Here is a 25,125-nt window from a genome sequence, read left to right as displayed (position 1 = left end):
ATCATCGCGATAATCGCTTTTGCCGTATTGCTGCTTCTGGGCGTCCCTATTGCCTATGTGCTTGGCATCACAACGGTCGTCTACATTTTTGCCACGGGTAATTTGACGCTTCTCGTCACCGTCCCTCAACGGCTTTATTCCGGGATGGAAAACTACGGACTGCTCGCCATTCCCCTCTTCATGCTTGCCGGGGAATTGATGAACTTCGGGGGCATTACAAAACGGCTTGTGGATTTTGCGAAAAAATTCATCGGACATTTCCGCGGCGGGCTCGCCTACGTTAACGTCGCGGCCAACATGATGCTCGCGGCCATCATCGGATCCGCCACGGCCCAAATTGCCATGATGAGCCGCACCATGGTGCCGGAAATGGAAAAATCGGGCTACAGCAAATCTTTCAGCACCGCGACGACAGCGGCGGCAGGATTGCTTGGCCCCATCATCCCGCCGAGCATGCTGTTCATCATTTATGGTGTGAGTTCCGGCGCTTCCATTGCCGACATGTTCAAAGCAGGCGTCATCCCCGGCATTTTATTGGGGCTGGGCTTTATGATCATCATCGCTTTCATCGGTTTCAAAGAAAGCTTCCCGAAAGAAAAGCGGGCATCGGCCGGGGAAATGTTCCGTTCCTTCCTGGGGGTGCTCCCTGCCCTGGCTGTTCCGCTCATCATCATCGTCGGCATTTTGAGCGGGGCCTTTACCGCAACGGAATCCGCGGCGATAGCAAGTTTTGTCGCGCTTTTGGTGGGACTGTTCTTCTACCGTGAGCTGAAACTGTCGCAAATTCCAAAAATCTTGATCAACACCGTTTCCACTACGGCGGTCATTACGATCTTGATTGCCATGGCCAATATTTTCGGATGGATGTTGGCGTTCGAACGGATTCCGCAGCAAATCGCCCAATGGATGGTTTCCATTTCGGACAGCACGATTGTCTTCCTGTTGCTCGTGAACATTTTCCTGTTGATTTTGGGCATGTTCATGGACGGCATTGCCGCGCTGATCATCCTTGTTCCGATCTTCATGCCGTTGCTACCATTATATAATGTGGATCCGATTCATTTTGGCATCATCATCTGCATCAACTTGACAATCGGGATATTGACCCCTCCGGTCGGTTCCGGATTGTTCATTGCATCCTCGATTACACGGGTGCCGATCGGCGAATTGGTAAGATCGCTATGGCCGTTTTTGATCGCTTCCGTTGTGGTATTGCTGATGCTGACGTATATTCCTTCCCTCACCCTATGGCTGCCATATGCAACGAAATAAAAAAACGGAAAAGCGGATGGGAATAATTTTTCCCATCCGCTTTTTTCCGTCATCCCAGCAACCAATCTGCTGTTCAGTGTATGCCAAACTTTTCAGAGCCGGCCGCAACATTCCATGGCACCCTTTGGCAAATGCGACCTGCATCCGAACCGTTTTATTGGTCGAGTTTCAATTGCTTCAACGCTTCCGCAAGGGCGTTGTTCGTAAAGGATTCGTTTTCCTTTTTCAAATATTTTTGCAGCGTCCACTTGTCCACCTTGCCGCTCGTCTGTTTCTTCAGTTTTTCCTGGAACGTGGACCATTTTTCACGGAACCCGCATGGGCAGACGAAGATTCTTCCTTCCCCTTCCCCAAACAATTCCAGCTTCTTATGGCAATTTGGACAGCGATGATTCGTAAATTGGGAAACGGTTTTCCGGTATCCGCACTCCCGGTCCTGGCAGACGAGCATTTTGCCTTTCTTCCCGTTCACTTCCAGCATCAATTTTCCGCATTCCGGACAATGTTTCGTCGAAAGGTTATCGTGCTTGAATGTTTTGCCGCTCGTCTTGATTTCCCGGACGATTTCCTTCGTAAACCGCTTCATTTCATTGATGAACACTTCTTTTCTCATTTTGCCCTTCGCGATCTGTTCCAGCTTCATTTCCCATTCGGCGGTCAAAGCGGGGGATTTCAAGTCTTCCGGCACCAGATCGAGCAGTTGGCGCCCTTTTGAGGTCAAGTAAATTTCTTTTCCGCCGCGTTTTTCAATCATGAAACTGTTGAACAGCTTCTCGATAATATCGGCCCTTGTCGCCACCGTTCCGAGTCCGCCGGTGGATTTTAATGTTTCGGCCAGCTTCCGGTCGTTCGTCCCCAGATATTTCACCGGATTTTCCATTGCGGAAAGCAGGGTCGCTTCCGTAAAACGTGCTGGCGGCTTCGTTTGCCCCCGCGTCATTTGGATGTCCGAAACCGTCAGTTTGTCCCCTTTGGCAATCGGCGGCAACACCTGTTCGCGCACATCTTCTTCATCCTCTTCCGCAACATCGGCCGCAAACACTTTTTTCCATCCTGGGTTCAATATATGTTTCCCTTTTGCGATGAACGTTTCATCCCCGATCTTCGCATGTACCGTCATTTCTTCGTATTCCGAAGGCGGAAGCAGCACGGCCAGGAAACGTTTGATGACCAGATCGTAAATTTTCCGTTCCCGGTCGGTGAATTCGGAAAGGTCGACCGGCTGCTCCGTCGGGATGATGGCATGATGGTCGCTGACTTTCGCATCATCCACGAAGGATTTGTTGGCTTTGATCGGCTTTTTCAAAATATCGTCGGCAAGCTGGCGGTATTCGCCGACGCCGCAAGCTTTCAGTCTTTCCGGAATGGTTGGAACGATATCGGATGAAAGGTATGGGGAATCGGTTCTTGGATACGTCAGCACCTTATAATGTTCATACAGCCGCTGCATGATGTTCAACGTTTCCTTCGCGGAGAAGCCGAACAGCTTATTGGCATCCCGCTGCAATTCCGTCAAGTCGTACAGGCCGGGAGCATAGGATTTTTTCTTCTTTTTCTCCACTTCCGTCACGATGGCGTGTTTGCCATTGATTTTTTGGATGATGGATTCGATTTTTTCTTTATGGAAACTCCGGGTGTTGCCGGAGGAATCTCTCCATGTGAGCGCCACTTTGCCTGCTGTCGCCTGGATTCCATAATAGTCTTTCGGCACAAAGTTTTTGATTTCTTCTTCCCGGGCGGCGATGATGGCAAGCGTCGGCGTTTGCACGCGCCCGCAGTTCAATTGGGCATTGTATTTGGTCGTAAGCGCCCGGGTCGCGTTCAGCCCGATATACCAGTCCGCCTCCGAACGTGCAACGGCGGACGCATACAGATTTTCATAGAGTTTCCCCGGTTTTAAATGGTTGAATCCTTCTTTGATGGCTTTGTCCGTCACCGATGAAATCCAAAGGCGTTTAATCGGTTTCCGGACGTTCGCCTTTTCGATGATCCAGCGGGCAACGAGCTCCCCTTCCCTTCCGGCATCGGTGGCGATGATGATTTCCCGGACATCTTTCCGGTGAAGCTGCGCCTTGACCGCATTGAACTGCTTTGCCGTCTGCCTGATGACCGTCAGTTTCATCGGGTCCGGCAGCATCGGCAGATCCTCGAGCCTCCATGTTCTATATTTCGCATCATATTGCTCCGGATCGGCGAGGGTCACCAAATGGCCGAGCGCCCAGGTGACGATGTATTGATTCCCTTCCAGATAGCCGTTTCCGCTTTTATGGCATTTCAGCACCCGGGCAATATCCCGGGCCACCGAAGGCTTTTCCGCTAACACTAAACTTTTTGACATGCGTTACATCCTTTCATATATCATATGACTACTATAGCATATCTTCCATGTTCGTTCATTTGCAGGGGCATCCCCGGCATGCATCAATAATACGGCGAAATGCAAATGTGAGGTAACGGAGAGCAAAAGTTGCCCGCCATTTCCGTCCAAAGTTAAAAAAGGCTTGATTCAAAAAGAGAATCAAGCCTTTTTTCTCTCTGTTCAATTCGCCTTCTCGCTGGCCGCTCCCATTTTCGCGCCTTCCAATGCCGCAACGGCGTCGTTCGTGATCTTTTCGTAATGTTTGTACAAGGAGTGGAATTTTCCGCTGTAATTTTTCTTCCACGGTTTCTTCTTTCCGCAGAAATGCAGGATGACGGTATGGTTCATGACATAATCCATATCGAAGAGCCCGCTGCTTTTCAGTTTATAAATATTGTAATACCTCGCATCATAATTGTATTTGACTTCATCAATGCCCTTGATTTTCTTCGAATAAAGGGCGTTCATGATATCCTGGTCGGGCATGATGAGCTTGGAATGATATTTTTCCACAAAATCAAAAATTTCCTTTTCATCGATGGTTTCCCGCAAAAGCGGCAAATTCATCAGCAGGACGCCGGAATTGTAGTAGGCTTCCAGGTCGAAAGGATTGAAGCGGATCTTATTGATTTCTTTGATCGGCATGGTCCGATGGTCTGCGGCTGCAAAAAGGTACCCTTCCAAATCAAGTTCATATAATTCCCTTATTCGGTTAATCACCAAAATATCCGGATCCAAATAAAGTATGCGGTCAAGATGTTGCGGCAAAAATTTGTGGGCGAGCAAACGATAGTACATCGTTTTCGTATAATGCATAAGGGTTGGAGCATCGCTGAATAATTGATCATCGATCGGAATGTTGTGGAACTCATGGCCTTCGCCGGAAATGAAAGCGTCCAATAATTCGAGCTGCTGGTCAGGTATGGAAGATTGGACAAGATAAATCGAAAACTGTTCATTCGGATTGTTCATGAACAATGATTTCAGCATGACCGTTAACGGATGGAGATAATTGGAATCAACTGTCACCAGAATATTCATTTTCATAGCCTTCATCCTTTGAATAACATGTGATATTCATATCTTAATATAAAAAACTGCCTATAAACAAATTATAAAAAATGAATTTTCTTTTCATGAAAGGAATCGGCTGCCCCTTTTGGAATATGAAGACTTATTTTCTCAACAAAAAAGAGCGGATTTCTTCCCCTCCGCTCTTATCAAACCGTTCCATTACAGCCTGTTTTATTTCGCAGGGGACAATTCGCTTTCTTTGAGCCATTGATAGTTTTCCACTTTTTCCCCATCTTTATTGACATAATCGACCATGTAGACCACCGTTTCCTCCGCGGTGTCGATTGTTCCTTCCGCCCCTTTCATTCCCTCTTCGCGGTCGGCTTCAATAATGACCCGGTCGCCGATATTCAAAGTTTTTTCGCCAAGGGGCTCGATTTCTTCCCTCACAAACCATTTCTTGTTTTCTTCCTGCACGCCCGTTGTGGATGTATACGTAATGGAATATACCGTCGATTCATAAGCCCCGACAACTGTGCCTTCCGATCCTTGCATATCGGCGTCATGGGCCGCGTTGATGATCACTTTGTCGCCCACCTTGAACTTTGGATTTTTCGCTTCCTTCAAGCCTTCCGGAATTTTTCCCCAAGTGGAATGGGTCACATCCGCATGCCCTTCTTTCCCGTCCATGTTCTCTCCTACCACTTTTTCTCCATCCACCTGGTTGTTCGTTACATCCACATCTTCACTGTCCAAAAATTCCGTCGGATTTTTTTCATTTTTCGTTGTCAAATCATCTTTATTGCCGCAAGCCGTTAATGGGAAAATGCTCAAAAACGCTGTAAGTATTAGAAGCAGCTTTTTCATTCAAAGTCCTCCTTTTGGCAGTCTCCTCAATTGCTATATTTACAGCATCTGCATTTCCCTGGGATTTATGCATCGGAGTTAAGCAAGATACCTGCGGGATTCCTGTGTGGCCGGCCTTTGCGATCGTTTATTTCAGGCTTTTTGAAAATTGCCAATCATCACCTGAGGAACTTTCTTGGGTTTTAACCGTAATCATGCCATTTTTACCGGCCAGCATGTTTGCCATTAGAAACCGCCGGCAGGACGTAAAGGATGCCGGTAAAGCGCAAAGGCTGCCGGAAATGGCGGTTCTTCCCGGACAGCCCTGCCACCTTTAATGATTCAGTTTCACCCGCTGCAATCGCAATGCATTTAATACCACCGAAACGGAGCTGAACGCCATGGCGGCGCCGGCCACCCATGGGGCAAGAAATCCCGCCGCGGCAACCGGGATGCCGATGGTGTTATAGGCAAAGGCCCAGAACAGGTTTTGCTTGATGTTCCGCATCGTTTTGCGGCTCATCAAAATGGCGTCGGCAATGCTGTTTAAATCGCCGCGCATCAGCGTCACATCCGCCGCCTCCATCGCCACATCCGTGCCGGTGCCGATTGCCATGCCGATATCGGCGACGGCCAATGCAGGCGCGTCGTTGATTCCATCCCCGACCATCGCCACTTTCTTTCCTGCCTTCTGCAATTTCCTGATTTCTTCCGCCTTTTGCTCAGGCAGCACTTCCGCGATGACATGATCGACGCCCACTTCTTCCCCGATCGCTTTCGCCGTCCGTTCATTGTCGCCCGTCAACATGATGACTTCAATGCCCATGTCCTTCAGCCGTTGTATCGCCCGTTTTGACGATTCTTTCAACGTATCGCTGACAGCCACCAGTCCCGCATACTCGCCGCCAATGCTTGCGAGCATGGCCGTTTTTCCTTTTTCTTCAAGCCGCTCCATTTGGGATGAGGCCTCCCCGATGTCAATACGGTGGGCCTGCATGAATTTTCTGTTTCCGACAAGGACTTCTTTTCCTTCCACAATGCCTTTCACGCCCATGCCCGGAATGGCTTCAAATTCCCGCGCTTCCCAGAGAGCGATTCCGCGCCCTTCTATGCCTTCCACTATCGCCTGGGCCAACGGGTGTTCCGACTGTTTTTCGACGGAACCGATGAATGAAAGGAAAGTTTCTTCCTCTTTTCCTTCCGCTGTTATCACATCTGTCAGAGCCGGTTCCCCCTTTGTAACCGTACCCGTTTTATCCACGACGACCGTGTCGAGTTGATGGGTCTGTTCCAAATATTCCCCGCCTTTGAACAAAATGCCGTATTCCGCCGCTCTTCCCGTACCGGCCATGATCGATGTCGGCGTCGCAAGCCCCAATGCACAAGGGCAGGCTATGACCAGCACGGAAATCATGGCTTCCAGGGCCTGCGCCACTTCCCCTGGCGCAACGAAGAAAATCCAGGCGGCAAAAGTGATCAATGCAATGGCGACCACAATCGGCACAAATATGCCGGAAATTTGATCGGCGAGCCGTTGAATCGGCGCTTTCGAACTTTGCGCATCTTCCACCGCTTTGATGATTTGGGCGAGGGCGGTATCCCGGCCGACTTTGGTCGCTTTCATTTTAATAAAGCCGTTTTTATTGATGGTGGAACCGAACACTGCCGAGCCCACCGTCTTATCTGCCGGGATGCTTTCCCCCGTCAGCATCGATTCGTCGACGGCACCGGCTCCTTCTATCACTTCCCCGTCGACAGGGATCTTCTCGCCCGGCTTTACGAGCAGGATGTCGCCCACAACGACTTCTTCAAGCGGAATTTCTTTTTCCGCGCCGTCCCGGATCACGCGGGCCTGTTTTGCCTGCAAGCCCATCAATTTTTTGATGGCTTCGGAAGACCGGCCTTTCGCTTTTGCTTCAAACCATTTCCCCAACAGAATCAACGTGATCAATACCGCGCTCGTCTCAAAATAAAGGTTCGGATGCATGCCGGTGTTAAGCGCTTTTATTGTTTGATACAAGCTGTAAAAATATGCGCTGGACGTGCCGAGCGCAACAAGGACGTCCATATTGGCGCCGCCGTTTTTCAAAGCTTTGTAGGCGCCTTTATAAAATTGCCATCCGATGATGAATTGAACCGGTGTGGCAAACGCCATTTGCACCCACGGATTCATTAAAACATGCGGCATATAAATAAAGGACATAAACGGGAAATGCGCAGCCATCGTCCATAACAAAGGCAATGAAAGGAAAGCGGCGACAATGAATTTGATCAATTGCTTTCTGATTTCCCGCTCCCGGTCATCGGCCGCTTCGGTTTCTTTGACGCGGGCGCCATAGCCCAATTTTTCGATCCGTCCGATGAGATCGGAAACGCTGACTTCGGAAGGATTGAATTCGACCGTCGCCGTTTCCAGGGCAAGGTTGACCGCCGCGCTTTCCACCCCCTGCATTTTGTTGAGGGCTTTTTCGATACGGTTGGCGCAGGCCGCGCAAGACATGCCGGTAATTTGCAAAGTAATTTCTTTTAAATGATTGCTTTGTTCCTTGCTCATTCCGAGGTTCACCCCGTTTCTATACCGTCATAGGGTATGTAAAGCGGAAAAAGAAAAGAGGAGCGGACGCCCCCATTTCTTATTCCACCTCGTACCCTTGATCATCGATCGTTTCTTTAATTTGATCGAGCGTAACTTTTGACGCGTCGAATGCGACATCCACTGTGCCCGCCTGCAAATCGACTTTCACTTCCTGTACGCCGTCCAAAGCGCCGACGCTTCCTTCCACCGCTTTTACGCAATGATTGCAGGACATTCCTTTCACCCGTAATGTGACATTTTCCATGTTCATTTCCTCCTCCATTTTATTTGCGCATTAATTTTTGGATCGTGACAATCAGTTCATCGAGAATCTCCTGGTCCCCTTCGGCAAGCCTGCTCACCACGCACCCTTTGATATGTCCTTCCAATAAAATCTTGGCGACGCTGTTCAATGCCGATTGGGTCGCGGCGATTTGCGTAATGACATCATCGCAATACACATCCCGTTCAATCATTCCTTTTATGCCGCGAATTTGCCCTTCAATGCGGTTCAAACGGGTGATTAAATCCTTCTTGACTTGTTCCGGATGATGGCTTTTTCGGTGGGAACAGCTCTCCTCGTTAAGATGGTTTTCCAGCTTCATCAACCCCCAGTCTCTGACTACATTATACCATACCACTGTATGGTATGCAAATGGAATGAAGGATTGCGGCCTGCCAATCCGGCCGCCTCCTCCCCCTACTGAATGCTTCCCGTACTTTTCAAATTGGATTTCACAACGACTTCCACTTTCGCATTTTTGAATGCCGTTCTCCATTCCTGGTCGGTCATCCGGTCTTTCGGCAAAGTATGGCTCTGCAGCCTCAACCCGAAACCGAACGGATCGTACCCTTTCATTTTCATTTCATCGATCAATGCGTTCAACTTTTCTTTCATTTCTTGCTCGAGCATTCTGTTATATTCGGGCAATTTCCTATTATCCAAAGTATTTCTCGATTCCGTTATGATGCCGGTCAATTTGATTTTGATCCGGATTGTCACTTGGTTCCCGTCCCGTTCCACCCGATATTTCGGCTTAATGTTATCAAGTCTGGTCACAAAATGCTCCCCTTCTCTCTCAACAGTAAAAAACACGCTTTTGGCGGAATCCGCAAGAATTTTCACAAACAAAGTTTTCTCGGCATCCAGCTCGTATGGAATCCTGTCTTTTGCCAATATAATCGATTTATCGATGATAAAATGGGACCCTGGTTCATTGATTTCCACAATGGGCAGAATCGGGTCGATTCCATACTCGTTCATCGTTCTCCTGAAATCAAACAAATGGGTGGTGATGATGAATGAACTTTCCGCTCCGGTATTACCAAAGTAATTGAAGAGTGTCGGCTGCAACGACGTTTCCCCGTTCGGAACAAATTTCACAATTTCTTCGGCATTCGGCCTCCCCATCGCCACATAGGAAATCATCTGAATATCCGGCCTCCGGATCAAAAAGTCCAAAATTTCTTTGTTCTTCTCATCTTCCATCATTTTCTCCCCCAGGACAATCAGCTTCGAATGCCCAAAATCCAATTCCTTATCAAGATGGGCTTCCAGTATCGCAATCGTTTCCGCCAATGTTTCTCCGTCCTTGATGAGGTAAGAATATTGGGGCGTCGGATTCTGCCTGAAAGAACTCGTCGGCACATAAAGCTTTAAGATGATTTTGTAAGGTTTTTTGGGATTATCCGATTTATCAATGCCAATCATCGAAACAAACACCATCTTATCAATATCTTTGAACTCCCCGCAGCCGGAGAGGAAGAGCAAAAACGACAATGCGATCAGAACGAAAAATCTAGTTTTCCCCTTTTGTTTTGTCGGCACCTTTCATCCTCCTACGTATCCAGAGAAATAGGAATGGCATGAGAAAAAAAATGACGGCGGTCAGATTAAAAAAGTAAACCGAATACCGGAACAGCTGGTATTCCGACAATGTCAGGATGATAAATAAAGAACTGGCGGCAAACAACAAAATCAGAATCCCATATCCGATGTTCAAGTCTTTATATTTCCATTTTTCCAGCTTGAAAATAAACTTGAACAATTCCACCGATACATGCCAGTGGATCAAAATGCTCAAAAAGGCCATGCCCAAATAGAGAAGCAAAAACACATAAATCAGGCGCTCAATCAAAAAAAACCTCATTCTCATCGAGTCGCTCGTCGCAATCCACGGATAAACAAGCTCGTCGATCTCTTTTATGCCATGGAATCCGATCGGGACAAAATAGGTGGTAAAAATCGTCGCAGAAGCGATAAAAGCGATGACGATGATTTGTTTCAAGCCAAAATGCTGTTTATGCGTGAAGAAACGGTTGAAAATGACAAGATTCACCACGCCCAGCGATAAAAAAATGCAAGCAGCGACGGCATTGACATTCGGCATTTCCACCACATGCAGCATCGCCTCCTTGATGAAATCCCAATTTAAATCCTTGCTCGTATAGGCTTTGAAGATGATAAACACAATGATCGGGAAGTTGATCAAAAACACGATTTCGATGGTATACAGCACCCGGTCGGTCTTCATGAAACATCCGAATATGACCGATAAAACCAGCGTCAGCCCCATGAGCGTAAGCGGGATATCCGGCGTAAAAAACCGGATGAGCAGGAACGTGTAAGTGATCAGCGTGCTGACCCCCGCCAGGAACCACATGATCGCCATCAGAAACAATAAGGGGTAATAAAACCATTTTTTCGTTGTCTGCACCAGCATCTCGGGAAAAGTGATCCCCGGGAAGGCGTTGAAGAACTTCGTAAAAAAGACCACGATCACAGTCCCCAAAAAAACGCCCAAAATCAAAGCCGAAACGGACCCATCCTCGCTGTAGCGCAAAAGAATGGTAGGAACAGCGGAAATGATATTGGCAATCATATTGATCAAAATCAAATAATAATAAAACCGACTCACGCCTGTCCCTCCGAATTCTTGTCACCTTTTCGGTAGTTATACAGTCTCAAAAACGGTTCCCCGAAGCTTGAGAGATTGACCAGATACATGATGATGCAGAGCAGGCCCAATGTCAGCCCCGCCAGACCAAAAATGCTTGTCGTCAAAATGAGAAGGAACCGCACGATGCGGATGGCAAACGCCATTTCATTCACCGGAATGACAAAAGTCGAAATGGCCACGGCCGAAATAATGATGACCATGATGTTCGAAGCAAGGGCGGCTTCCGTTACCGCCGTCCCCAAAATCAGACCTCCAACGGTCGCGGCCGTCGCACTGATGGCTTTCGGCAAACGGATACTCGCCTCCAAAAGCAATTCCATGAAAAACAGCATGAACAGCACTTCGACGAAGGAAGTAAAAGGAACCCCCATCCGGCTGCCCGCTATGGTCAGCATCAGCTCCGTCCGGAACACCTCGGGCGAAAAGGATGCCGCCCCAATGTAGATGCCGGGCAGCAGAATGCATAAAAAGATGCCGAGATAGCGCAGCAACTTCAGATAATAGGAAATCAGCAACGTATGGTAATCATCCTCCATGGTTGTCAAAAAATCGAAAAACACGGCAGGCGCCATCATGCATTGGGGGCTGCCGTCCACCAGCAGGACCACCTTCCCGCCCGCCAGATTGTAGACGACACGGTCCGGGCGCTCCGTCAAAATCATCTGAGGGAACAGCGAAAACCGTTTATCATTTAAAAAATTGTTGAATTCGTACGCCTCCGTAATCACTTGTTTATCAATCCGATCCAGCTTTTCCTTGATCATTTGCAACGCTTTTTTCCTCACTTTTTTTTGGTCGTACACAAGGGCGACTTTCGGCCTGTTCACTTCCCCTTTCAAGTAATATTCGATGGTCAGCGACGGCTGGTGATAAGAGGAGCGGATGATGTTGATATTGGTCATCAGATTGTCGCTTAATGCCAGCTCGGAACCATGGATGGTCGTTTCGACGGAAGTGGAATTGACATCGCTGTTTTTGGACAACTTGAAATCAATGGAATACAACTTCTCCTGAATGGCGACAAGAACATTCCCTTCCAGCAGGAATTGGAGCGCCTTCTCTTTGGAAGGGACTTCCTGGAATTGCGGCAACATCGTCAAATAAAGGTGATACTGCTCCTGGGAAGGCAATTCGAAAAATGGATTGATGATGTATTTCTGATACAATTCCTGATCGATCAGCGTTTTAATGAACAGAAGGGTCGCCTGTTTATTTCCGTAATTTAAATGTTTTTGTATGACTTCGGATGTATCGTTGAATTGGCTGATGACCCATGAAAGCGTTTCTTGTGAAGTCATTGCTGTATCTCCAATCTTCCTGCGGATTTTTTTGAATAAATGATAAAAGTGTTGAAAAAGCTCTGTTAGAGCAATCCCGCGCCTGAACATGCGGATTTATCTCTTAGGATACCCAATCGGCCTATCCCCTCATACCCGCTTCTGATTAATTCGCTCCGTGCATATGTTAGTTATGTCCGTGCCTTGGACCGGCAATTCCGGTTGTTCCCGCTCCAAAAAATAAAAAAGCCTTTGAATCTTGCATTCCAAGATTCAAAGGCTTTTATTCCCCGATTGCATAAGGAAGGAAAAATCTTTTTTCCATATTAATGGTTGTCGATCGGTTCTTTCGCCAGAGTCTGGCTCAATTTGCAGTATTGAACGAATACGCGGGCCAGTTCACGCAGCCGGTCATGAATGTCCTGGTCGATGATTTCATCATTTTCATTGAAATGGGATGTATGGGTATATACATAGTTGGGCGTTACCAGGCAGCGGAAATAATCCAAAATCGGCCGGAATTGATTTTCCACCACCAAATGGTGCTGGAATGTGCCGCCGTTTGCCACTATTGCGGCGGGCTTATAGCGCAATGCTTTCGGCGGCAACATATCGAGCGCATTTTTCAATACGCCCGGTATGGACGCCTGGTAAATCGGCGTTGCAAAGATATAACCGTCCGCCTCTTCAAATTTTTGAATCATCATCTTCATATCATCATTCAGCGGACTGCCATCCAGGATTTGATGTTTTAATTTTGAAAAGTACAATATTTCCAATTCCAAACTGGAATCAAATTCCTTTATATATTTTTCCACTTGTCTCAATAGCGCACCCGTTTTTGTCCCAAAAACTGTACCATCTACGAGCAGAATTTTCATGTTGCAAGTCCTCCATATAGTAATGATCATCCATTTGTTTATTGTAGCAAATGCTCCAATCTTTCGACAGGGAACGGTTATGCAAACGAAAAAGTTCAGTCTTTTGTCTGAAAAACATTGCGATTTTCCGCTCCGGGACTCTGGAAAACTAAAAATCTTTTTCTCCGATTTCACACATACTTTTGAAGATTCCGCCATATTCTTAATAATGATTGGGAAAGGATGGGATTGTATGCAGAATGAATTGAGTAAGAAACCAAAAAAGAAAATCGCCTTTATTGTGGAATACAGTGCCATGAAAGGCTATTACCCATTTGAAAGAGCCAGCATTCTCGCAAAACTGCTAAAAGAAGAAGAGGTTACCGTTTTCCTGAAAAAACCGTCCGATGAGGCGCTGGAAATCTTTACAGATGCACAACTTTCTCCAATAATTTATATCCATATCGATGAATTAATAAACCATTTGAAAGAATTGCAGCCGGATTTAATTGTACAAGACGGGAAAGATACGACAATCGAGTATGTGGAAACGATACGGCCTTTCTGCAAGACGCTCGTACATTTCGATGATTTTGGCGAAGGCGCGGAACTTGCGGACGGCAATATTCTTGCCATCCTAGATGAAATGAGGGAAACAACGGCCCAAAATATTCTGGCAGGAAGCTTTGCCTTCGCTATTGGCGATACACTGAAATCCATTGCCGAATCGAGAGTTTCCAACGAATTATCCGATCCGCCACATATTGTTGTAGCATATGAAGATGGAGACCCCAACAACTTGACATACCGCACACTGAGACACTTGACCCACCTGCAAATCCCGCTAAAAGTGACAATAGCCATCGACCGTGAATACCCGCATTCCGTCAGCGATCTCCAATTGATGGCGTTAAGCCGAAGAAATACAAAAATATTCAAAGACGACAAACCGCTCGAAAAACTGTTGCCGGAAGCGGACATTGTCATTTGCAATGCCAACTACACTCCATACAAGGTGGCCGCCGTAGGCATTCCATGCATCGTCAGCGCCCAAAACGAGCGGGAATTGAACAATATCTTCCCCCGCGAAAACAACGGATTCATCAACCTGGGATTGGGTCGGAAAATGAAGCAATCCAATATCCAAAACGCGGTGATGGAACTATTGCTGCACGAAGCAAGACGGGAAAGGGCCGTCCGTAAGCAAATTCAATTGGAAATCCATGAAAACAACGAAACGCTCAAATCCCTGCTTTTGGATTTCGCCTATGAACGCCATAATATCGTCTCGTTTTAAACATCGGAATCTACTATTTTCATCTTGGATGTATGAAAAACAAGCATATTTATGATAGAATATTGAATTAGTTTGATGACCAAGGAAAGATGGGAGTAATGCATGTGACAAAACGCGAGATTGAGCAGCAGATTATGGAAATCAAAATGGACTACATCAATTTGCAAGGCGATATCGAAAAGCTTGAAAATACCGGCCATATCGACTCTGTCATGGAGGCGGAAGAACGGCTTGCCCGCATGGAAAAAAGGCTTGCGGAGCTCAACAGTCTGCTCGCGGAACTGTAATACCGCGGGCAATTTATTTTTTTGATGAAATTTTAGCAAAAGAGCGGTTTTAATCCCCCGGAAAATTGGAAAAGCTAAAAATATCCCTGGCGGAAACAACCTTCTCCGGCGTCCTTTTCCTTTGCAGGAAAGAATCCTCCCCCTCCCCCTTTCGACGAAAAAATAAAATGGGGCGCCCTGGAAACTTAACCAAATAAAAAATAAATTCTATCAAATTTTCTATTAAAAAGTGAAACTTTCGCCCAATCAAAACGTACTAATTAATAGAAAAATGGTTATGCATTATGTTCATCCACTTTCATTTAAAATTGACTTTTAAATATCTTAGTTGTAAGATATTAATGCTGGTTATCAAAAATAACAAAAAATTATCATTCAAACCCAATTTAGTAGGAGGCGGTATCTATGACAGTTACCATCTACACACAATCCAGCTGCTCTTCATCCCGAAAAGCGATTAAATGGCTGAAAGAGCACAACATTCCTTTTGTGGAAAAACGCATTACATCCCAACCATTGACATTATCCGAATTTAAAAACATTTTGCGAATGACGGAAAACGGAACCGACGAAATTATCGCGACAAACTCAAACGACTTCAAAAATTTGGATGTGGACATCGATCAACTTTCCATCCAGGAACTTTATGAATTGATCCGTGAACATCCCCGCATGCTTCGCAGCCCAATCATCATCGATGAAAAACGAATCCAGGTCGGTTACAACGAAATGGACATCCGTCGATTTATTCCTCGCAAAGTCCGCGAATATGAACTGAACGAATTAATCAGACATGCCGAAGAAAACGCAAGCTAATCCCCTGCTCAATTTTATGAAAGTGGAGATGAAAATAATGGATAACCAAAGATATGATACCATTTCTGCCCTCTTTGAAGTGGTGGCATCACTGGAACGCAAATGGTCCAACGAATGGAATCAAATCAATGACCTAGGTTTTTCGAAAACACATATTCTCCTATTGGACTTGCTCGCAAAAGAAGGTCCAAAACGCCCTTCTGTCATTGCGGAGCGGCTAAAAATTACGACGGGCGGTGTAACAGTATTAACATCCAAACTGCTGAAAGGCGGCTACATCAAAAAAACCCAAAGCTCAAAAGATCGGCGCGTCTCCCAAATTGCCATTACCCAGGAAGGAAGAAGGGTATTGGAAGAATCCAAAACACAAGTCATGGCTTTGGTGCAATCCATGTTCGGCATGTTGACAAATGAAGAAATCCGGACATTGCACAAAATTTTCGAGAAATGTTTGGAAGGTTCTTCCCAAAAATAAGAAAGGGGTTCAACCATATGTGTAAAAGTTAGTTAGATGCAAGTTGCCATGGACAAGCAGCTTGCATTTGCCATCTTTAATAAAAAAACTTGCGGCCACTGGCCACAAGCTTCTATACCTGTTTCCCCATTTCCATTGAACATCCGCCCCATGGACAATCCGCTACACCGGCACGACCACATCTTCCAATTTATAATCGGACAACAAAATTTCTTTCAATCTCGCCTTCGCTCGGAACAACCGGGATTTCACCGTGCCGATGGACACCTTCATCAATTTTGAAATCTCCGCCAACGAATATTGTTCTACATAAAAATACCATAGCGTTTTTTGATAAATGACGTCCAACTGCTTGATCTTTTCCTGCACAATTTTTGTCACGACCACTTTTTCAATCTGTTCCTCGGTGGATACTTCGTTGTTGGGAACCAAGTCCAAAATCGGAACGTCCAATGTTTCAGGTTGGCTTAATACATATTTGCTTCTGCGGACGCTTTTTCTGTACCGGTCCCGGAACGTGTTCATCGTGATGGTCGTGAGCCATGCTTTGACATGATCGACGTGTTCCATCTGCTCTTTATTGCGTACCACTTTTACCCAGACTTCCTGCATCAAATCCTCCGCTTCCAGAGGGTTGCGTGTCAGTTTCAAACATAAATGATATATGTATCGATTAAACTCATCGTAAACTTCGCAAATATTGCTCATCGTTTAATTCCTCCGTCATCAGAACTTCCTTTCTTCTGACTCCATTTTCCCAAAAATTTGTATTACACTCTATATGATTAGCTTTCAATTACATTACATTCATGTAAGATTTCTGTTATCTTTGTATAATGTTCATGATTTTATCTGAATTTTTCGATAATCGGTTGGTCTTTTGATTTCTGTGGTATACTAATTTTTAGCAAATTTAACGAGAATCGGAGGATTTACATGGAACTAGAGCGTTTTGACGAGTATTTCAAAAAAAATCGCGAAAAGCATTTGCAGGAACTGTTCGAGTTTTTATCCATCCCTAGCATCAGCTCCCTTTCCGAACACAAGCGGGATATCGAACGGGCCGCCCACTGGCTGAAACGTCAGCTGGAGCAATTGAACATCGAAAATGTGTCCATCGATCCGACCGGGGGCCATCCGGTCGTATACGGCGAATGGCTTCATGCGGAAGGAAAGCCGACTGTGCTATTCTACGGGCATTACGATGTGCAGCCGGTGGATCCGCTGGAATTATGGGAATCCGAACCTTTCAAACCTGAAATACGGGAAAATAAATTGTATGCCCGCGGCGCGTCCGATGACAAGGGACAAGTCTTCATGCAATTAAAAGCCGTCGAAGCCCTTTTTGACGTTCTTGGCAGCTTGCCTGTCAATGTGAAGTTCCTCTATGAAGGGGAAGAGGAAATCGGAAGCCCACATCTTCCTTCCTATATTGAAAAAAATAAAGAAAAATTGTCGGCCGATTTTATATTGATCACCGATACGAGCATGCATGGGCCAGGAAAACCGGCCATCTGCTACGGACTCCGGGGACTTGCGGGAATCCAGATTGATGTGCAAGGCGCTAACAGCGATCTGCATTCAGGTCTATACGGCGGCGGAGTGCAAAACGCGGTCCATGCGCTGGTGGAAATCCTCGCCTCTTTCAGGGATTCGGAAGGGAACATTCTGGTGGAAGGCTTCTACGATGACGTCAAACCGCTTACGGATGAGGAGCGCAAAGCCTTTGCGGAACTGGAATTTGACGAAGAAGCATTGAAAAAGGAACTGGGCGTGGATGAATTGTTTGGAGAACCGGGCTACTCTTTCCTTGAAAGAACCTGGGCGCGTCCGACATTGGAAATCAACGGCATTTTCGGGGGATTCTCCGGCGAAGGCATCAAGACGGTCCTGCCTGGAAAAGCGGGGGCAAAAATCACTTGCCGCCTTGTACCGGATCAGGAGCCTGACAAAATTGTCGCCCTTCTCCGCAAACATATCGAAAAACACACTCCGAAGGGCGTAACGGTCACAGTGATCGAATTTGACAGCGGAGCCCCTTACCTGACTCCTTTTGATCATCCATTAATTCAAACGGCAAGCAAATCCTATGAAAAAGTGTACCGGACTCCTACCGCATTCACCCGCGGCGGAGGGTCCATCCCGATTGTCGCTGCCTTTGACCAAATGTTAAAAGTTCCGGTGGTGCTCATGGGCTTCGGCCTGACTACGGAAAACTTCCATGCGCCCAATGAACACTTCCATTTGGAAAACTTCGATAAAGGCTTGCGCGTCCTTTGTGATTATTTATTCGAAGTATCCAAATTATCACTGGACAAACAGGTAAAATGACCTATCATTTTCTAAAAAAAACGAAACGCATCATATCAATACATTCCGGCAGTATAAGGATTTTTTACTGTTTTTCATATATAATAAAAAATTATAAAATACCTTTATTTTTTCAAATAATGTATACATTTAGTAACTCCTTTGAAGTTTATAATATGGATTGGGGAAGAAATGCACAGCATTTCTTCCCCCTTCAAAGAGAGGTGGTAACAAATGAAAACCCAATGGCATCATTTAACCAGGCTGGAAAATCTCACGAACACCCTCTTTTCCGCCGGCAAATACACAAAAGCGATCGACACGGCAAAAGAATTGCTGGAAATGGCCAAAGAAACCGAAGACCAAAAAGCCATGATGAACGCGCACATACATCTTTCAAGCTGCTATTATTTTTTGGGCGACATTGAAACGGCTTTTCAGCATATCCTTGAATATAAATTATTGTGCAATGAATTCGGGGATGACCGGGACAAGTATCATTTATACCGCCTGAGTGCGCTCATATATGAATACGAAGAAAATTATGAAGAAGCGAAAGAAGCGATGCGGCAATGCATCCAGATCGCCGAAGAATTGGAAATGTACAGTGAAGCCGGCACCAGCTACAACACTTACAGCAACTATTTATTGCAGGAAGGGAAATATGGAGAGGCTCTGGACTATGCATCCAAAGCCCTGCACATATGCGCAGAACATTGTCCCAGCGAAATCCTGCTGCAATGCCATATTTATTTGACGATTGCATCGTGCCACATCGGCATGAACGAATTGACAAAAGCTGAGGAAATCATCGATCATCTTGCATTGAACCAGTATATCAATCATTTTCCTCATGAAAAAGCTCATTTTCTCCATGTCAAAGCTTCTTTCCATCGTTCCAAGGGCGAGCACGATCAAGCATTGCAATTCTTAAACGATTCTTTCAAAATTTATTCCGATTTTAAAAACCAGATCAAATTAAAATCGATTTTGAAAGAAATTGCGGAAATCCATGAATCCCGGGGCGACTACAAGAAGGCTTACGAGGCATTGAAGGAATATATCCAAATGGCGGAAAAGCTATTTTCGATCCGCCTCTCCTACAAGATGAGGGAATTCGATGTGCATCAAAGCATCAAGGCGATTGAAAAGCGTGCAAATGTGGACAGTCTGACAGGAGTCTACAATCGCTATTTTTTGGAAACAACCTGCAACAAATGGCTGATAGAAGCGAAAAAGGAAGGTCAGCACATCTGCTTTGTCATTATCGATATCGATTCATTCAAACACATCAATGATACCTATGGCCATTTATTGGGCGACGAAGTGATTAAACAGGTGGCGCAAGCTTGCTTAAAAGTGGCGTATGAAGATAAAGAAAATATTCTTGTCGGACGATACGGAGGAGATGAATTTATCGTCCTCTTCAGAAATTGCCCTCCCCACTCCATCATGGATAAAGCGAAACAGCTCTACAATGAAATTACTTCAATCCAAATCAACCATGCGTCCCATGACATCCATCTGACCGTCAGCATCGGGGCGGTTTGCACCAACAGCCTTCCTTATGCAAAAAAATTCACCCAGCTTCTCAAAGTCGCCGACCACGCGCTATATATGGCCAAACGGCAAGGAAAAAACCAGATTGTCTATCTTTCGAACGAAAACTGCTAAAAAAAGTGCCTGGCACCTTCAAAGTGCCAAGCACCAATCCTAGGGGAGGCGTTTATGTATCTGTGAATCCGCTTTTGTGGTTCATTGAGCGAATCTTCCGTTACTAAAAGAGCGATTTTTTATACACAACAGTTTTCTCTGCATTGCATAATCTACTATAGCATCCTCGCCATCCCTTGTGTATTTTTGCGAAGCATGTGTCACATTTTTATCAAAAACCTGTTCACAATTCGGTGATATTTTATTAATATTTTATCATTTTTTACAACATATTGATAAATTTCCACCATTTATCCTGTCCAAATCGGAAATGGGCCATCATGGCAAAAAGAAAACCGAAAGCGGAATAAGGCTTTCGGTTTTCTCTTTCCCGATCAACGGAACATGATGCCTACTCCTGCATAGATGATGACCGTCGCGAATACGGCCGTCATATAGATGAGGGAGTAGCCAAACATTTGATTCGCCCACTTATTGCCGTCCATCTGGCGGTAACCGACCAGGCTGATCCACAGCCAAATGCCGCCAAGGGTCAGGGAAGAAAGCGTCAACCCCCAGCTCAAAGGCACGAACAGAAAGCTGGTCAGCATCAACAAAATCAAATATACGTTGGTTTGGATATACGTCCGTTTGACTCCTTTGACCACCGGAAGCATCGGGATTTTGGCCGCCGCATAATCCTCCTTCTTGCGGATGGCCAAAGCATAGAAATGGGGCATCTGCCAAATGATCATAATGATGAAGAGCGCCCAGCAGGCCGGATGCCAAATATCGGGAGCGACGGCCGCCCATCCGATCAATGGAGGCATCGCGCCGGAAATGCTGCCGACCTCCGTATTCCAGATGGTTCTCCGTTTCGTCCACATCGTATATGGCACCACATAGAAAAAAACGCCAAGAAATCCGAGCAGCGCGGCGGTCCATGTCGTCAACGCCAATATGGCAAGGCCGGCAACCAATAAAACAACGCCCACCACAATCGAAGTACGAACATCGATTTCCCCTGTCACTGTGGGCCTCAACTTGGTGCGGGACATCTTTGCGTCGATATCGCGGTCATAAATATTATTGAAAAGACCGGCCGCACCAATCACACAGGCCGTTCCGACAAGGGCAAAAATCATGTTCGGGATATTTTCTACAAAACTTAAATGATACGTATAAAGGGCTAGCATTAAAGCGGCAAACATCGGAATTAAATTCGACTTGATAATTCCCGTTTTCACAGCTTTTTTCCACGATTCCAGTTTCTTGTTCTTCATTTTATGTCATATTCCCCTTATCAAAAACAACCGTTATTTTCGATGTTAAACTAATATATATCATACCATTTTTTCATCTCTTTCAACAATCGGGTTTGTCGTTTGTCGAATCCGTAGGTTGGAAAAGCCATGAGAATTCTCCTATATATAGTATAAATAAAACTTGCGGAAAGCAATTTTTGAGATTCTTCAAACTTTTCCTTCGTTCTTCCTGTCAATATAATGGCAAGCCGCTTTCAACAACGGCAAAACCACAAGGAAAATAAACAAAATCCGGAACATCTGGAAAATGGTCACGACCGTCACATCCGCCCCGATGGCGCTTGCGAGCAGGCTCATCTGATCCAGCCCTCCTGCCGCCGTGCTCAAAATGCTGGTCGTCAAAGCATAGCCCATCATCTTCATCAGCATCCATCCTTGCCCAAAAGTGAACAAGAGCAACATCACTGTAGTGGCAATCCCCCATAATACCACTCTTTTCCCCAATACGAGCATTTCAGGAGTCAATAATCGGCCAATGTAGGCCCCGATCATCAATTGGGCGAAATGAAGCAGGATGCCGGGAACTTCCGGTGTGCCTGCGGAAAACAATTGAAGGCCAATGACAAACAGCACGGGCGACAAAAAGTAAGGGACCGGAATTTTCAGCTTCTTCCCTACCCACACCGAACCCGCCGCGGCAGCCAAAAGAAGAATCAATTCCCCCATTGAGGAAAAAGAGAAAGCGGATGCTTCCCCGCTTTCCGCCACATGGACGTGCAATAAGAGGGGAATTCCGATGACAATCGCAATCACACGAATGACATGGAAGTATGTAACCACCGCCAAATCAATATCTTTTTCTTCCTCCGCAAAGGCGACAATCTGCGAAAGTCCTCCGGGAACCGTGCAGGTCAGGGCGGTTTTTAAAGATAATTTCCCCATTTTCACAAGTCCAAACGCCAAAATTGCGCTGAACAGCAATACCATCACATTTACCAATAGCATGATTCCAATGAGCCAATCCATACCCGAAAAAACATCAAAATCAAAACTTTGCCCAATGGCGATGCCGACGATGATCAATCCGAGATTTCGGCAAACGGGCGGCCAATAAAGGGGAATCTTTTTAATAAAAAACTGGCTGATCAGAACAAAAAAAATCGGCCCCAAAAGCCAAGGCACCGGCAAATGGAATATTGTAAAAACCGAAACGCCCAGCAGACTGACGGCAAGTACGACCACCATTGATAAAATTTGTTGCACGATTCAAATCCCCTTCATCCAAGGTCTACTAATGTTAGACTACCATAACCACCATTTTCAAAAAAGGAACCTGCCTTGTGATGGGGATCCGTTTCCCGAAAACCCGTCCAAACCAAAATAAAGGGAGCTCCCAGGCTCCCCATAGGCTTCACTCTTCTTCCTCCAATATTTCATCGAAGGCTTCCACCACTTTATCGTATTCTTCGTCGGACTCGATTACATCAAAATCTCCGTCTTCATCGACTTTCAGGAAAAATACTTCGATATCCTCTTCAATATCATCGCGCAAATCTTCGGTGAACGCCACCGCCACATAATCCTGCCCGTCCACCGTCATGGACGCGACCACTTCCACTTCTTCTTCCTGCTCGCCGTCACCGATTGTAAACACTTCGCCAACTTCGATTTTTTCCATATGGATTCCTCCGTTTGCTTCCTAATTTTACGTACCGCAATACGTAATATACGGTTCATCCGGATGTTCTGGCAATGTACAGTATTCCTCCTGTTCCGCCGAATATGCATAAGGATCGGATAAAACCGCCAACAACTTTTTCATCAAGGAAAGATCCCCCCGCTCCACCGCCGCTTCCAGGGCTTCTTCCACCCGGTGATTGCGCGGAATGACCGCAGGATTATGCCGCTTCATCAATTCTTCCGTTTCCGCCGGATGCTGATATTTGATCCGCGCCAGGTACCGTAGATGCCACTCCCGGAATTCGGCCGTTTGAAAGAAAGGCTCCTCAAATTTTTGCAACGTCAACGCCCTGAAGGTATTGGTATAATCCTGTTTATGCTCTTGCATCAATTGCAGCAGCTCCTGTATGAGAGCTCCGTCTTCTTCTTTTTCATCGAAAAGCCCCAATTTTTTGCGCATTCCGCCAAGATAGAAAGATACATAAATTTCGGGATATTCCGCCAGCGCCTCCTGGGCAAGGCGGACCGCTTTTTCCTTGTTTTCATCAATGATCGGTAGGAGCGCTTCGGCAAACCGCGCCAGGTTCCATCCGCCTATTTTCGGCTGGTTTCCATAAGCATAGCGGCCGTAAACATCAATCGAACTGAAGACCGTTTCCGGATTGTAGCGGTCCATAAAGGCGCAAGGACCGTAATCGATCGTCTCGCCGCTTATGGCCATATTGTCGGTATTCATCACCCCGTGGACAAAGCCGGCCAGCTGCCATTTGGCAATGAGGGATGCCTGTTTCCGGATGACCTCCTCCAACAATGCAAGGGGCGGATTCTTCGCATTCAGAAGATGGGGAAAATGCCGTCCAATTGTGTAATCGCAAAGGGCCCGCAAATCTTCTTTTGACCCGAATTGTCTCGCGAATTCAAAGGTTCCGACCCGGATATGGCTTGAGGCGACCCGCGTCAGCACCGCACCGGGCAAAACCCGCTCGCGGATGACTCTCTCTCCCGTCGCCGCAACGGCCAGGCTTCTGGTCGTCGGAATCCCGAGGGCATGCATCGCTTCGCTGATGATATATTCCCGGAGCATCGGCCCAAGGGCAGCCCGCCCGTCGCCGCCACGGGAGTAAGGCGTCCGCCCCGCGCCTTTCAGTTGGATATCCACCCGGCGGTTGCCGGGGGCCACATGTTCCCCCAAAAGGATGGCCCGCCCGTCCCCCAGCATCGTGAAATGGCCGAACTGGTGGCCGGCGTAGGCCTGGGCGATCGGCTCCGCCCCTTCCGGGACATCATTTCCGGCAAATATCGCGGCTCCTTTTTCCGATTGAAGGGCACCGGGATGCAGATTCAATTCTTCCGCAAGCGATTCATTGAACATGACGAGCTTCGGGGAAGCGACGGGCTCGGGTTTTTGCTTTGTATAAAAGATGGGCGGCAGTTTTGCATAGCTGTTGTCAAAATTCCATCCAGGACGAGATTTCATTCGGATCTTCCTTTTTTCATTTTATTATTGCAGACGAGCGGCCGGTTTATTCCCGGCGGCGGATCGGACCATTGCGAATCCAATCGTTCCAACAGGGATTTCCGCTTTGCATCTTTACCCTTTATACCATGTTTCCAGCAGAAAGGAAAATTTAATGCATTTGGGCATCTTCGATCATCCAGTCCGCTGCGCTGAACAGATCGGGAAACACGGCATCGGCCGAAGATTCCTCTTCGCCGATGAACACCGTCTTTGTCCCCGCCCTTTTCCCTGCCTGGATGTCCGTATCCGTATCCCCCACCATATAGGATTGGGACAGGTCGACATTGTACTTTTTGGCCAAATCTTCGATCATTTTGGAACCCGGCTTGCGGCAGGCGCATCCGGCTTTCGGTCTATGGGGGCAATAGGCGACATCATGGATGATGGCCCCGCGCTTTTTCAATTCCTTCATCATGTGCCCATGAATCTTTCGAAGCTCGGATTCTTTCAAAAAACCAAGTCCTACGCCGCCTTGGTTCGTCACCACAAAAATATAATCAAAATGCCCGTTCAGCTTGCGGATCGCTTCCGGCACACCCGGCAACAAATAAAAGTCTTCCGGTTTGTTGACAAATTTCACCCGGCCGGTCAGCATTTCATTAATGACGCCGTCCCGGTCCAAAAAAACCGCTTTTTTCATATTCTCCCTCCTGTGTTTAT

General features: G+C 46.5%; 23 protein-coding genes. 7 read left to right on the top strand and 16 right to left on the bottom strand.

Features of this window, described 5'->3' with window-relative positions; genetic code table 11:
• The gene (locus NST62_RS01085; protein ID WP_342463269.1) at positions 1–1,272 is read left to right on the top strand and encodes a TRAP transporter large permease; all 1,272 of its coding nucleotides are present in this window, start codon (positions 1–3) and stop codon (positions 1,270–1,272) included.
• A 154-nt stretch (positions 1,273–1,426) separates the two neighbouring features.
• On the opposite strand, the gene NST62_RS01080 is transcribed toward NST62_RS01085, so the two are convergent.
• The 10 genes from NST62_RS01080 to NST62_RS01035 form a co-directional block, all read right to left on the bottom strand.
• Positions 1,427–3,610 carry a DNA topoisomerase III gene (locus NST62_RS01080; RefSeq protein ID WP_141601225.1) on the bottom strand — a complete coding sequence of 728 codons (2,184 nt, stop codon included), beginning with the start codon at positions 3,608–3,610 and terminating at the stop codon, positions 1,427–1,429.
• Between the two features lie 201 nt (positions 3,611–3,811).
• Positions 3,812–4,678 carry a glycosyltransferase family 8 protein gene (locus tag NST62_RS01075; protein ID WP_141601224.1) on the bottom strand — a complete coding sequence of 289 codons (867 nt, stop codon included), beginning with the start codon at positions 4,676–4,678 and terminating at the stop codon, positions 3,812–3,814.
• 198 nt (positions 4,679–4,876) lie between these two features.
• Positions 4,877–5,512, bottom strand: a complete 636-nt coding sequence (locus NST62_RS01070; RefSeq protein ID WP_141601223.1) for a YdhK family protein — start codon at positions 5,510–5,512, stop codon at positions 4,877–4,879.
• 313 nt (positions 5,513–5,825) lie between these two features.
• Complete coding sequence (locus NST62_RS01065; protein ID WP_141601222.1) at positions 5,826–8,045, bottom strand: heavy metal translocating P-type ATPase; 2,220 nt, start codon at positions 8,043–8,045, stop codon at positions 5,826–5,828.
• Between the two features lie 79 nt (positions 8,046–8,124).
• Positions 8,125–8,331, bottom strand: coding sequence for a copper chaperone CopZ (gene copZ / locus NST62_RS01060; RefSeq protein ID WP_141601221.1), 207 nt, complete (start codon positions 8,329–8,331; stop codon positions 8,125–8,127).
• Between the two features lie 19 nt (positions 8,332–8,350).
• Positions 8,351–8,671, bottom strand: a complete 321-nt coding sequence (locus NST62_RS01055; RefSeq protein ID WP_141601268.1) for a metal-sensitive transcriptional regulator — start codon at positions 8,669–8,671, stop codon at positions 8,351–8,353.
• Between the two features lie 95 nt (positions 8,672–8,766).
• Complete coding sequence (locus tag NST62_RS01050) at positions 8,767–9,894, bottom strand: Ger(x)C family spore germination protein (protein ID WP_141601220.1); 1,128 nt, start codon at positions 9,892–9,894, stop codon at positions 8,767–8,769.
• Positions 9,866–10,984, bottom strand: a complete 1,119-nt coding sequence (locus tag NST62_RS01045; RefSeq protein WP_141601219.1) for a GerAB/ArcD/ProY family transporter — start codon at positions 10,982–10,984, stop codon at positions 9,866–9,868. The genes NST62_RS01050 and NST62_RS01045 overlap by 29 nt, the downstream gene beginning before the upstream one ends.
• Complete coding sequence (locus NST62_RS01040) at positions 10,981–12,324, bottom strand: spore germination protein (RefSeq protein WP_141601218.1); 1,344 nt, start codon at positions 12,322–12,324, stop codon at positions 10,981–10,983. Before NST62_RS01040 ends, NST62_RS01045 begins: the two co-directional genes overlap by 4 nt.
• A gap of 305 nt (positions 12,325–12,629) precedes the next feature.
• Positions 12,630–13,184, bottom strand: coding sequence for an NADPH-dependent FMN reductase (locus NST62_RS01035; protein WP_141601217.1), 555 nt, complete (start codon positions 13,182–13,184; stop codon positions 12,630–12,632).
• A gap of 232 nt (positions 13,185–13,416) precedes the next feature.
• Between NST62_RS01035 and NST62_RS01030 the strand changes: the two genes are divergently transcribed.
• The 4 genes from NST62_RS01030 to NST62_RS01015 all read left to right on the top strand — a co-directional run bounded on the left by NST62_RS01030 (position 13,417) and on the right by NST62_RS01015 (position 16,038).
• Positions 13,417–14,460, top strand: coding sequence for a CMP-N-acetylneuraminic acid synthetase (locus NST62_RS01030; RefSeq protein ID WP_141601216.1), 1,044 nt, complete (start codon positions 13,417–13,419; stop codon positions 14,458–14,460).
• Between the two features lie 98 nt (positions 14,461–14,558).
• Positions 14,559–14,747, top strand: a complete 189-nt coding sequence (locus NST62_RS01025; RefSeq protein WP_141601215.1) for an SE1832 family protein — start codon at positions 14,559–14,561, stop codon at positions 14,745–14,747.
• A gap of 405 nt (positions 14,748–15,152) precedes the next feature.
• Positions 15,153–15,563, top strand: a complete 411-nt coding sequence (gene spx, locus NST62_RS01020; RefSeq protein ID WP_141601214.1) for a transcriptional regulator Spx — start codon at positions 15,153–15,155, stop codon at positions 15,561–15,563.
• Positions 15,564–15,600: 37 nt separating this feature from the next.
• Positions 15,601–16,038 (top strand): MarR family transcriptional regulator, encoded by a 438-nt coding sequence (locus tag NST62_RS01015; RefSeq protein WP_141601213.1) that lies wholly within the window; start codon positions 15,601–15,603, stop codon positions 16,036–16,038.
• A 162-nt stretch (positions 16,039–16,200) separates the two neighbouring features.
• On the opposite strand, the gene NST62_RS01010 is transcribed toward NST62_RS01015, so the two are convergent.
• On the bottom strand, positions 16,201–16,746 hold the full coding sequence (locus NST62_RS01010; RefSeq protein WP_141601212.1) for an RNA polymerase sigma factor: 546 nt from the start codon (positions 16,744–16,746) through the stop codon (positions 16,201–16,203).
• A 228-nt stretch (positions 16,747–16,974) separates the two neighbouring features.
• Between NST62_RS01010 and NST62_RS01005 the strand changes: the two genes are divergently transcribed.
• Together NST62_RS01005 and NST62_RS01000 are read left to right on the top strand one after the other, a co-directional pair.
• Positions 16,975–18,369 carry a dipeptidase gene (locus tag NST62_RS01005; protein ID WP_141601211.1) on the top strand — a complete coding sequence of 465 codons (1,395 nt, stop codon included), beginning with the start codon at positions 16,975–16,977 and terminating at the stop codon, positions 18,367–18,369.
• A 213-nt stretch (positions 18,370–18,582) separates the two neighbouring features.
• On the top strand, positions 18,583–20,022 hold the full coding sequence (locus NST62_RS01000; protein WP_342463041.1) for a diguanylate cyclase: 1,440 nt from the start codon (positions 18,583–18,585) through the stop codon (positions 20,020–20,022).
• Between the two features lie 374 nt (positions 20,023–20,396).
• Here NST62_RS01000 and cyoE read toward each other — a convergent pair whose 3' ends face one another.
• The 5 genes from cyoE to NST62_RS00975 all read right to left on the bottom strand — a co-directional run bounded on the left by cyoE (position 20,397) and on the right by NST62_RS00975 (position 25,105).
• Positions 20,397–21,284, bottom strand: coding sequence for a heme o synthase (gene cyoE, locus NST62_RS00995; RefSeq protein ID WP_141601209.1), 888 nt, complete (start codon positions 21,282–21,284; stop codon positions 20,397–20,399).
• Positions 21,285–21,473: 189 nt separating this feature from the next.
• Entirely contained in the window at positions 21,474–22,529 is a 1,056-nt protein-coding gene (locus tag NST62_RS00990; protein WP_141601208.1) for an AbrB family transcriptional regulator, read from the bottom strand.
• Between the two features lie 148 nt (positions 22,530–22,677).
• Positions 22,678–22,944, bottom strand: a complete 267-nt coding sequence (locus tag NST62_RS00985) for a DUF1292 domain-containing protein (RefSeq protein WP_141601207.1) — start codon at positions 22,942–22,944, stop codon at positions 22,678–22,680.
• A gap of 27 nt (positions 22,945–22,971) precedes the next feature.
• Complete coding sequence (locus NST62_RS00980; RefSeq protein WP_328216044.1) at positions 22,972–24,423, bottom strand: YdiU family protein; 1,452 nt, start codon at positions 24,421–24,423, stop codon at positions 22,972–22,974.
• Positions 24,424–24,574: 151 nt separating this feature from the next.
• A complete protein-coding gene (locus tag NST62_RS00975) occupies positions 24,575–25,105 on the bottom strand; it encodes an HAD family hydrolase (RefSeq protein ID WP_342463040.1) in 531 nt (176 codons plus the stop codon).
• Between the last annotated feature and the right edge of the window lie 20 nt (positions 25,106–25,125).

It is taken from the genome of Ureibacillus sp. FSL K6-8385 (assembly GCF_038593155.1).
GTDB classification, from domain to species: domain Bacteria; phylum Bacillota; class Bacilli; order Bacillales_A; family Planococcaceae; genus Ureibacillus; species Ureibacillus terrenus.
This window is presented reverse-complemented; position numbering and strand designations above follow the sequence as displayed.

Excerpts from the sequence above, each read along its gene's own strand:
- NST62_RS01080 (WP_141601225.1), bottom strand. The coding sequence starts at position 3,610 with ATGTCAAAAAGTTTAGTGTTAGCGGAAAAGCCTTCGGTGGCCCGGGAT.
- NST62_RS01075 (WP_141601224.1), bottom strand. The coding sequence starts at position 4,678 with ATGAAAATGAATATTCTGGTGACAGTTGATTCCAATTATCTCCATCCG.
- NST62_RS01070 (WP_141601223.1), bottom strand. The coding sequence starts at position 5,512 with ATGAAAAAGCTGCTTCTAATACTTACAGCGTTTTTGAGCATTTTCCCA.
- NST62_RS01065 (WP_141601222.1), bottom strand. The coding sequence starts at position 8,045 with ATGAGCAAGGAACAAAGCAATCATTTAAAAGAAATTACTTTGCAAATT.
- copZ (WP_141601221.1), bottom strand. The coding sequence starts at position 8,331 with ATGGAAAATGTCACATTACGGGTGAAAGGAATGTCCTGCAATCATTGC.
- NST62_RS01055 (WP_141601268.1), bottom strand. The coding sequence starts at position 8,671 with ATGAAGCTGGAAAACCATCTTAACGAGGAGAGCTGTTCCCACCGAAAA.
- NST62_RS01040 (WP_141601218.1), bottom strand. The coding sequence starts at position 12,324 with ATGACTTCACAAGAAACGCTTTCATGGGTCATCAGCCAATTCAACGAT.
- NST62_RS01035 (WP_141601217.1), bottom strand. The coding sequence starts at position 13,184 with ATGAAAATTCTGCTCGTAGATGGTACAGTTTTTGGGACAAAAACGGGT.
- NST62_RS01030 (WP_141601216.1), top strand. The coding sequence starts at position 13,417 with ATGCAGAATGAATTGAGTAAGAAACCAAAAAAGAAAATCGCCTTTATT.
- NST62_RS01025 (WP_141601215.1), top strand. The coding sequence starts at position 14,559 with ATGCATGTGACAAAACGCGAGATTGAGCAGCAGATTATGGAAATCAAA.
- spx (WP_141601214.1), top strand. The coding sequence starts at position 15,153 with ATGACAGTTACCATCTACACACAATCCAGCTGCTCTTCATCCCGAAAA.
- NST62_RS01015 (WP_141601213.1), top strand. The coding sequence starts at position 15,601 with ATGGATAACCAAAGATATGATACCATTTCTGCCCTCTTTGAAGTGGTG.
- NST62_RS01010 (WP_141601212.1), bottom strand. The coding sequence starts at position 16,746 with ATGAGCAATATTTGCGAAGTTTACGATGAGTTTAATCGATACATATAT.
- NST62_RS01005 (WP_141601211.1), top strand. The coding sequence starts at position 16,975 with ATGGAACTAGAGCGTTTTGACGAGTATTTCAAAAAAAATCGCGAAAAG.
- NST62_RS01000 (WP_342463041.1), top strand. The coding sequence starts at position 18,583 with ATGAAAACCCAATGGCATCATTTAACCAGGCTGGAAAATCTCACGAAC.
- cyoE (WP_141601209.1), bottom strand. The coding sequence starts at position 21,284 with ATGAAGAACAAGAAACTGGAATCGTGGAAAAAAGCTGTGAAAACGGGA.
- NST62_RS00985 (WP_141601207.1), bottom strand. The coding sequence starts at position 22,944 with ATGGAAAAAATCGAAGTTGGCGAAGTGTTTACAATCGGTGACGGCGAG.
- NST62_RS00980 (WP_328216044.1), bottom strand. The coding sequence starts at position 24,423 with ATGAAATCTCGTCCTGGATGGAATTTTGACAACAGCTATGCAAAACTG.
- NST62_RS00975 (WP_342463040.1), bottom strand. The coding sequence starts at position 25,105 with ATGAAAAAAGCGGTTTTTTTGGACCGGGACGGCGTCATTAATGAAATG.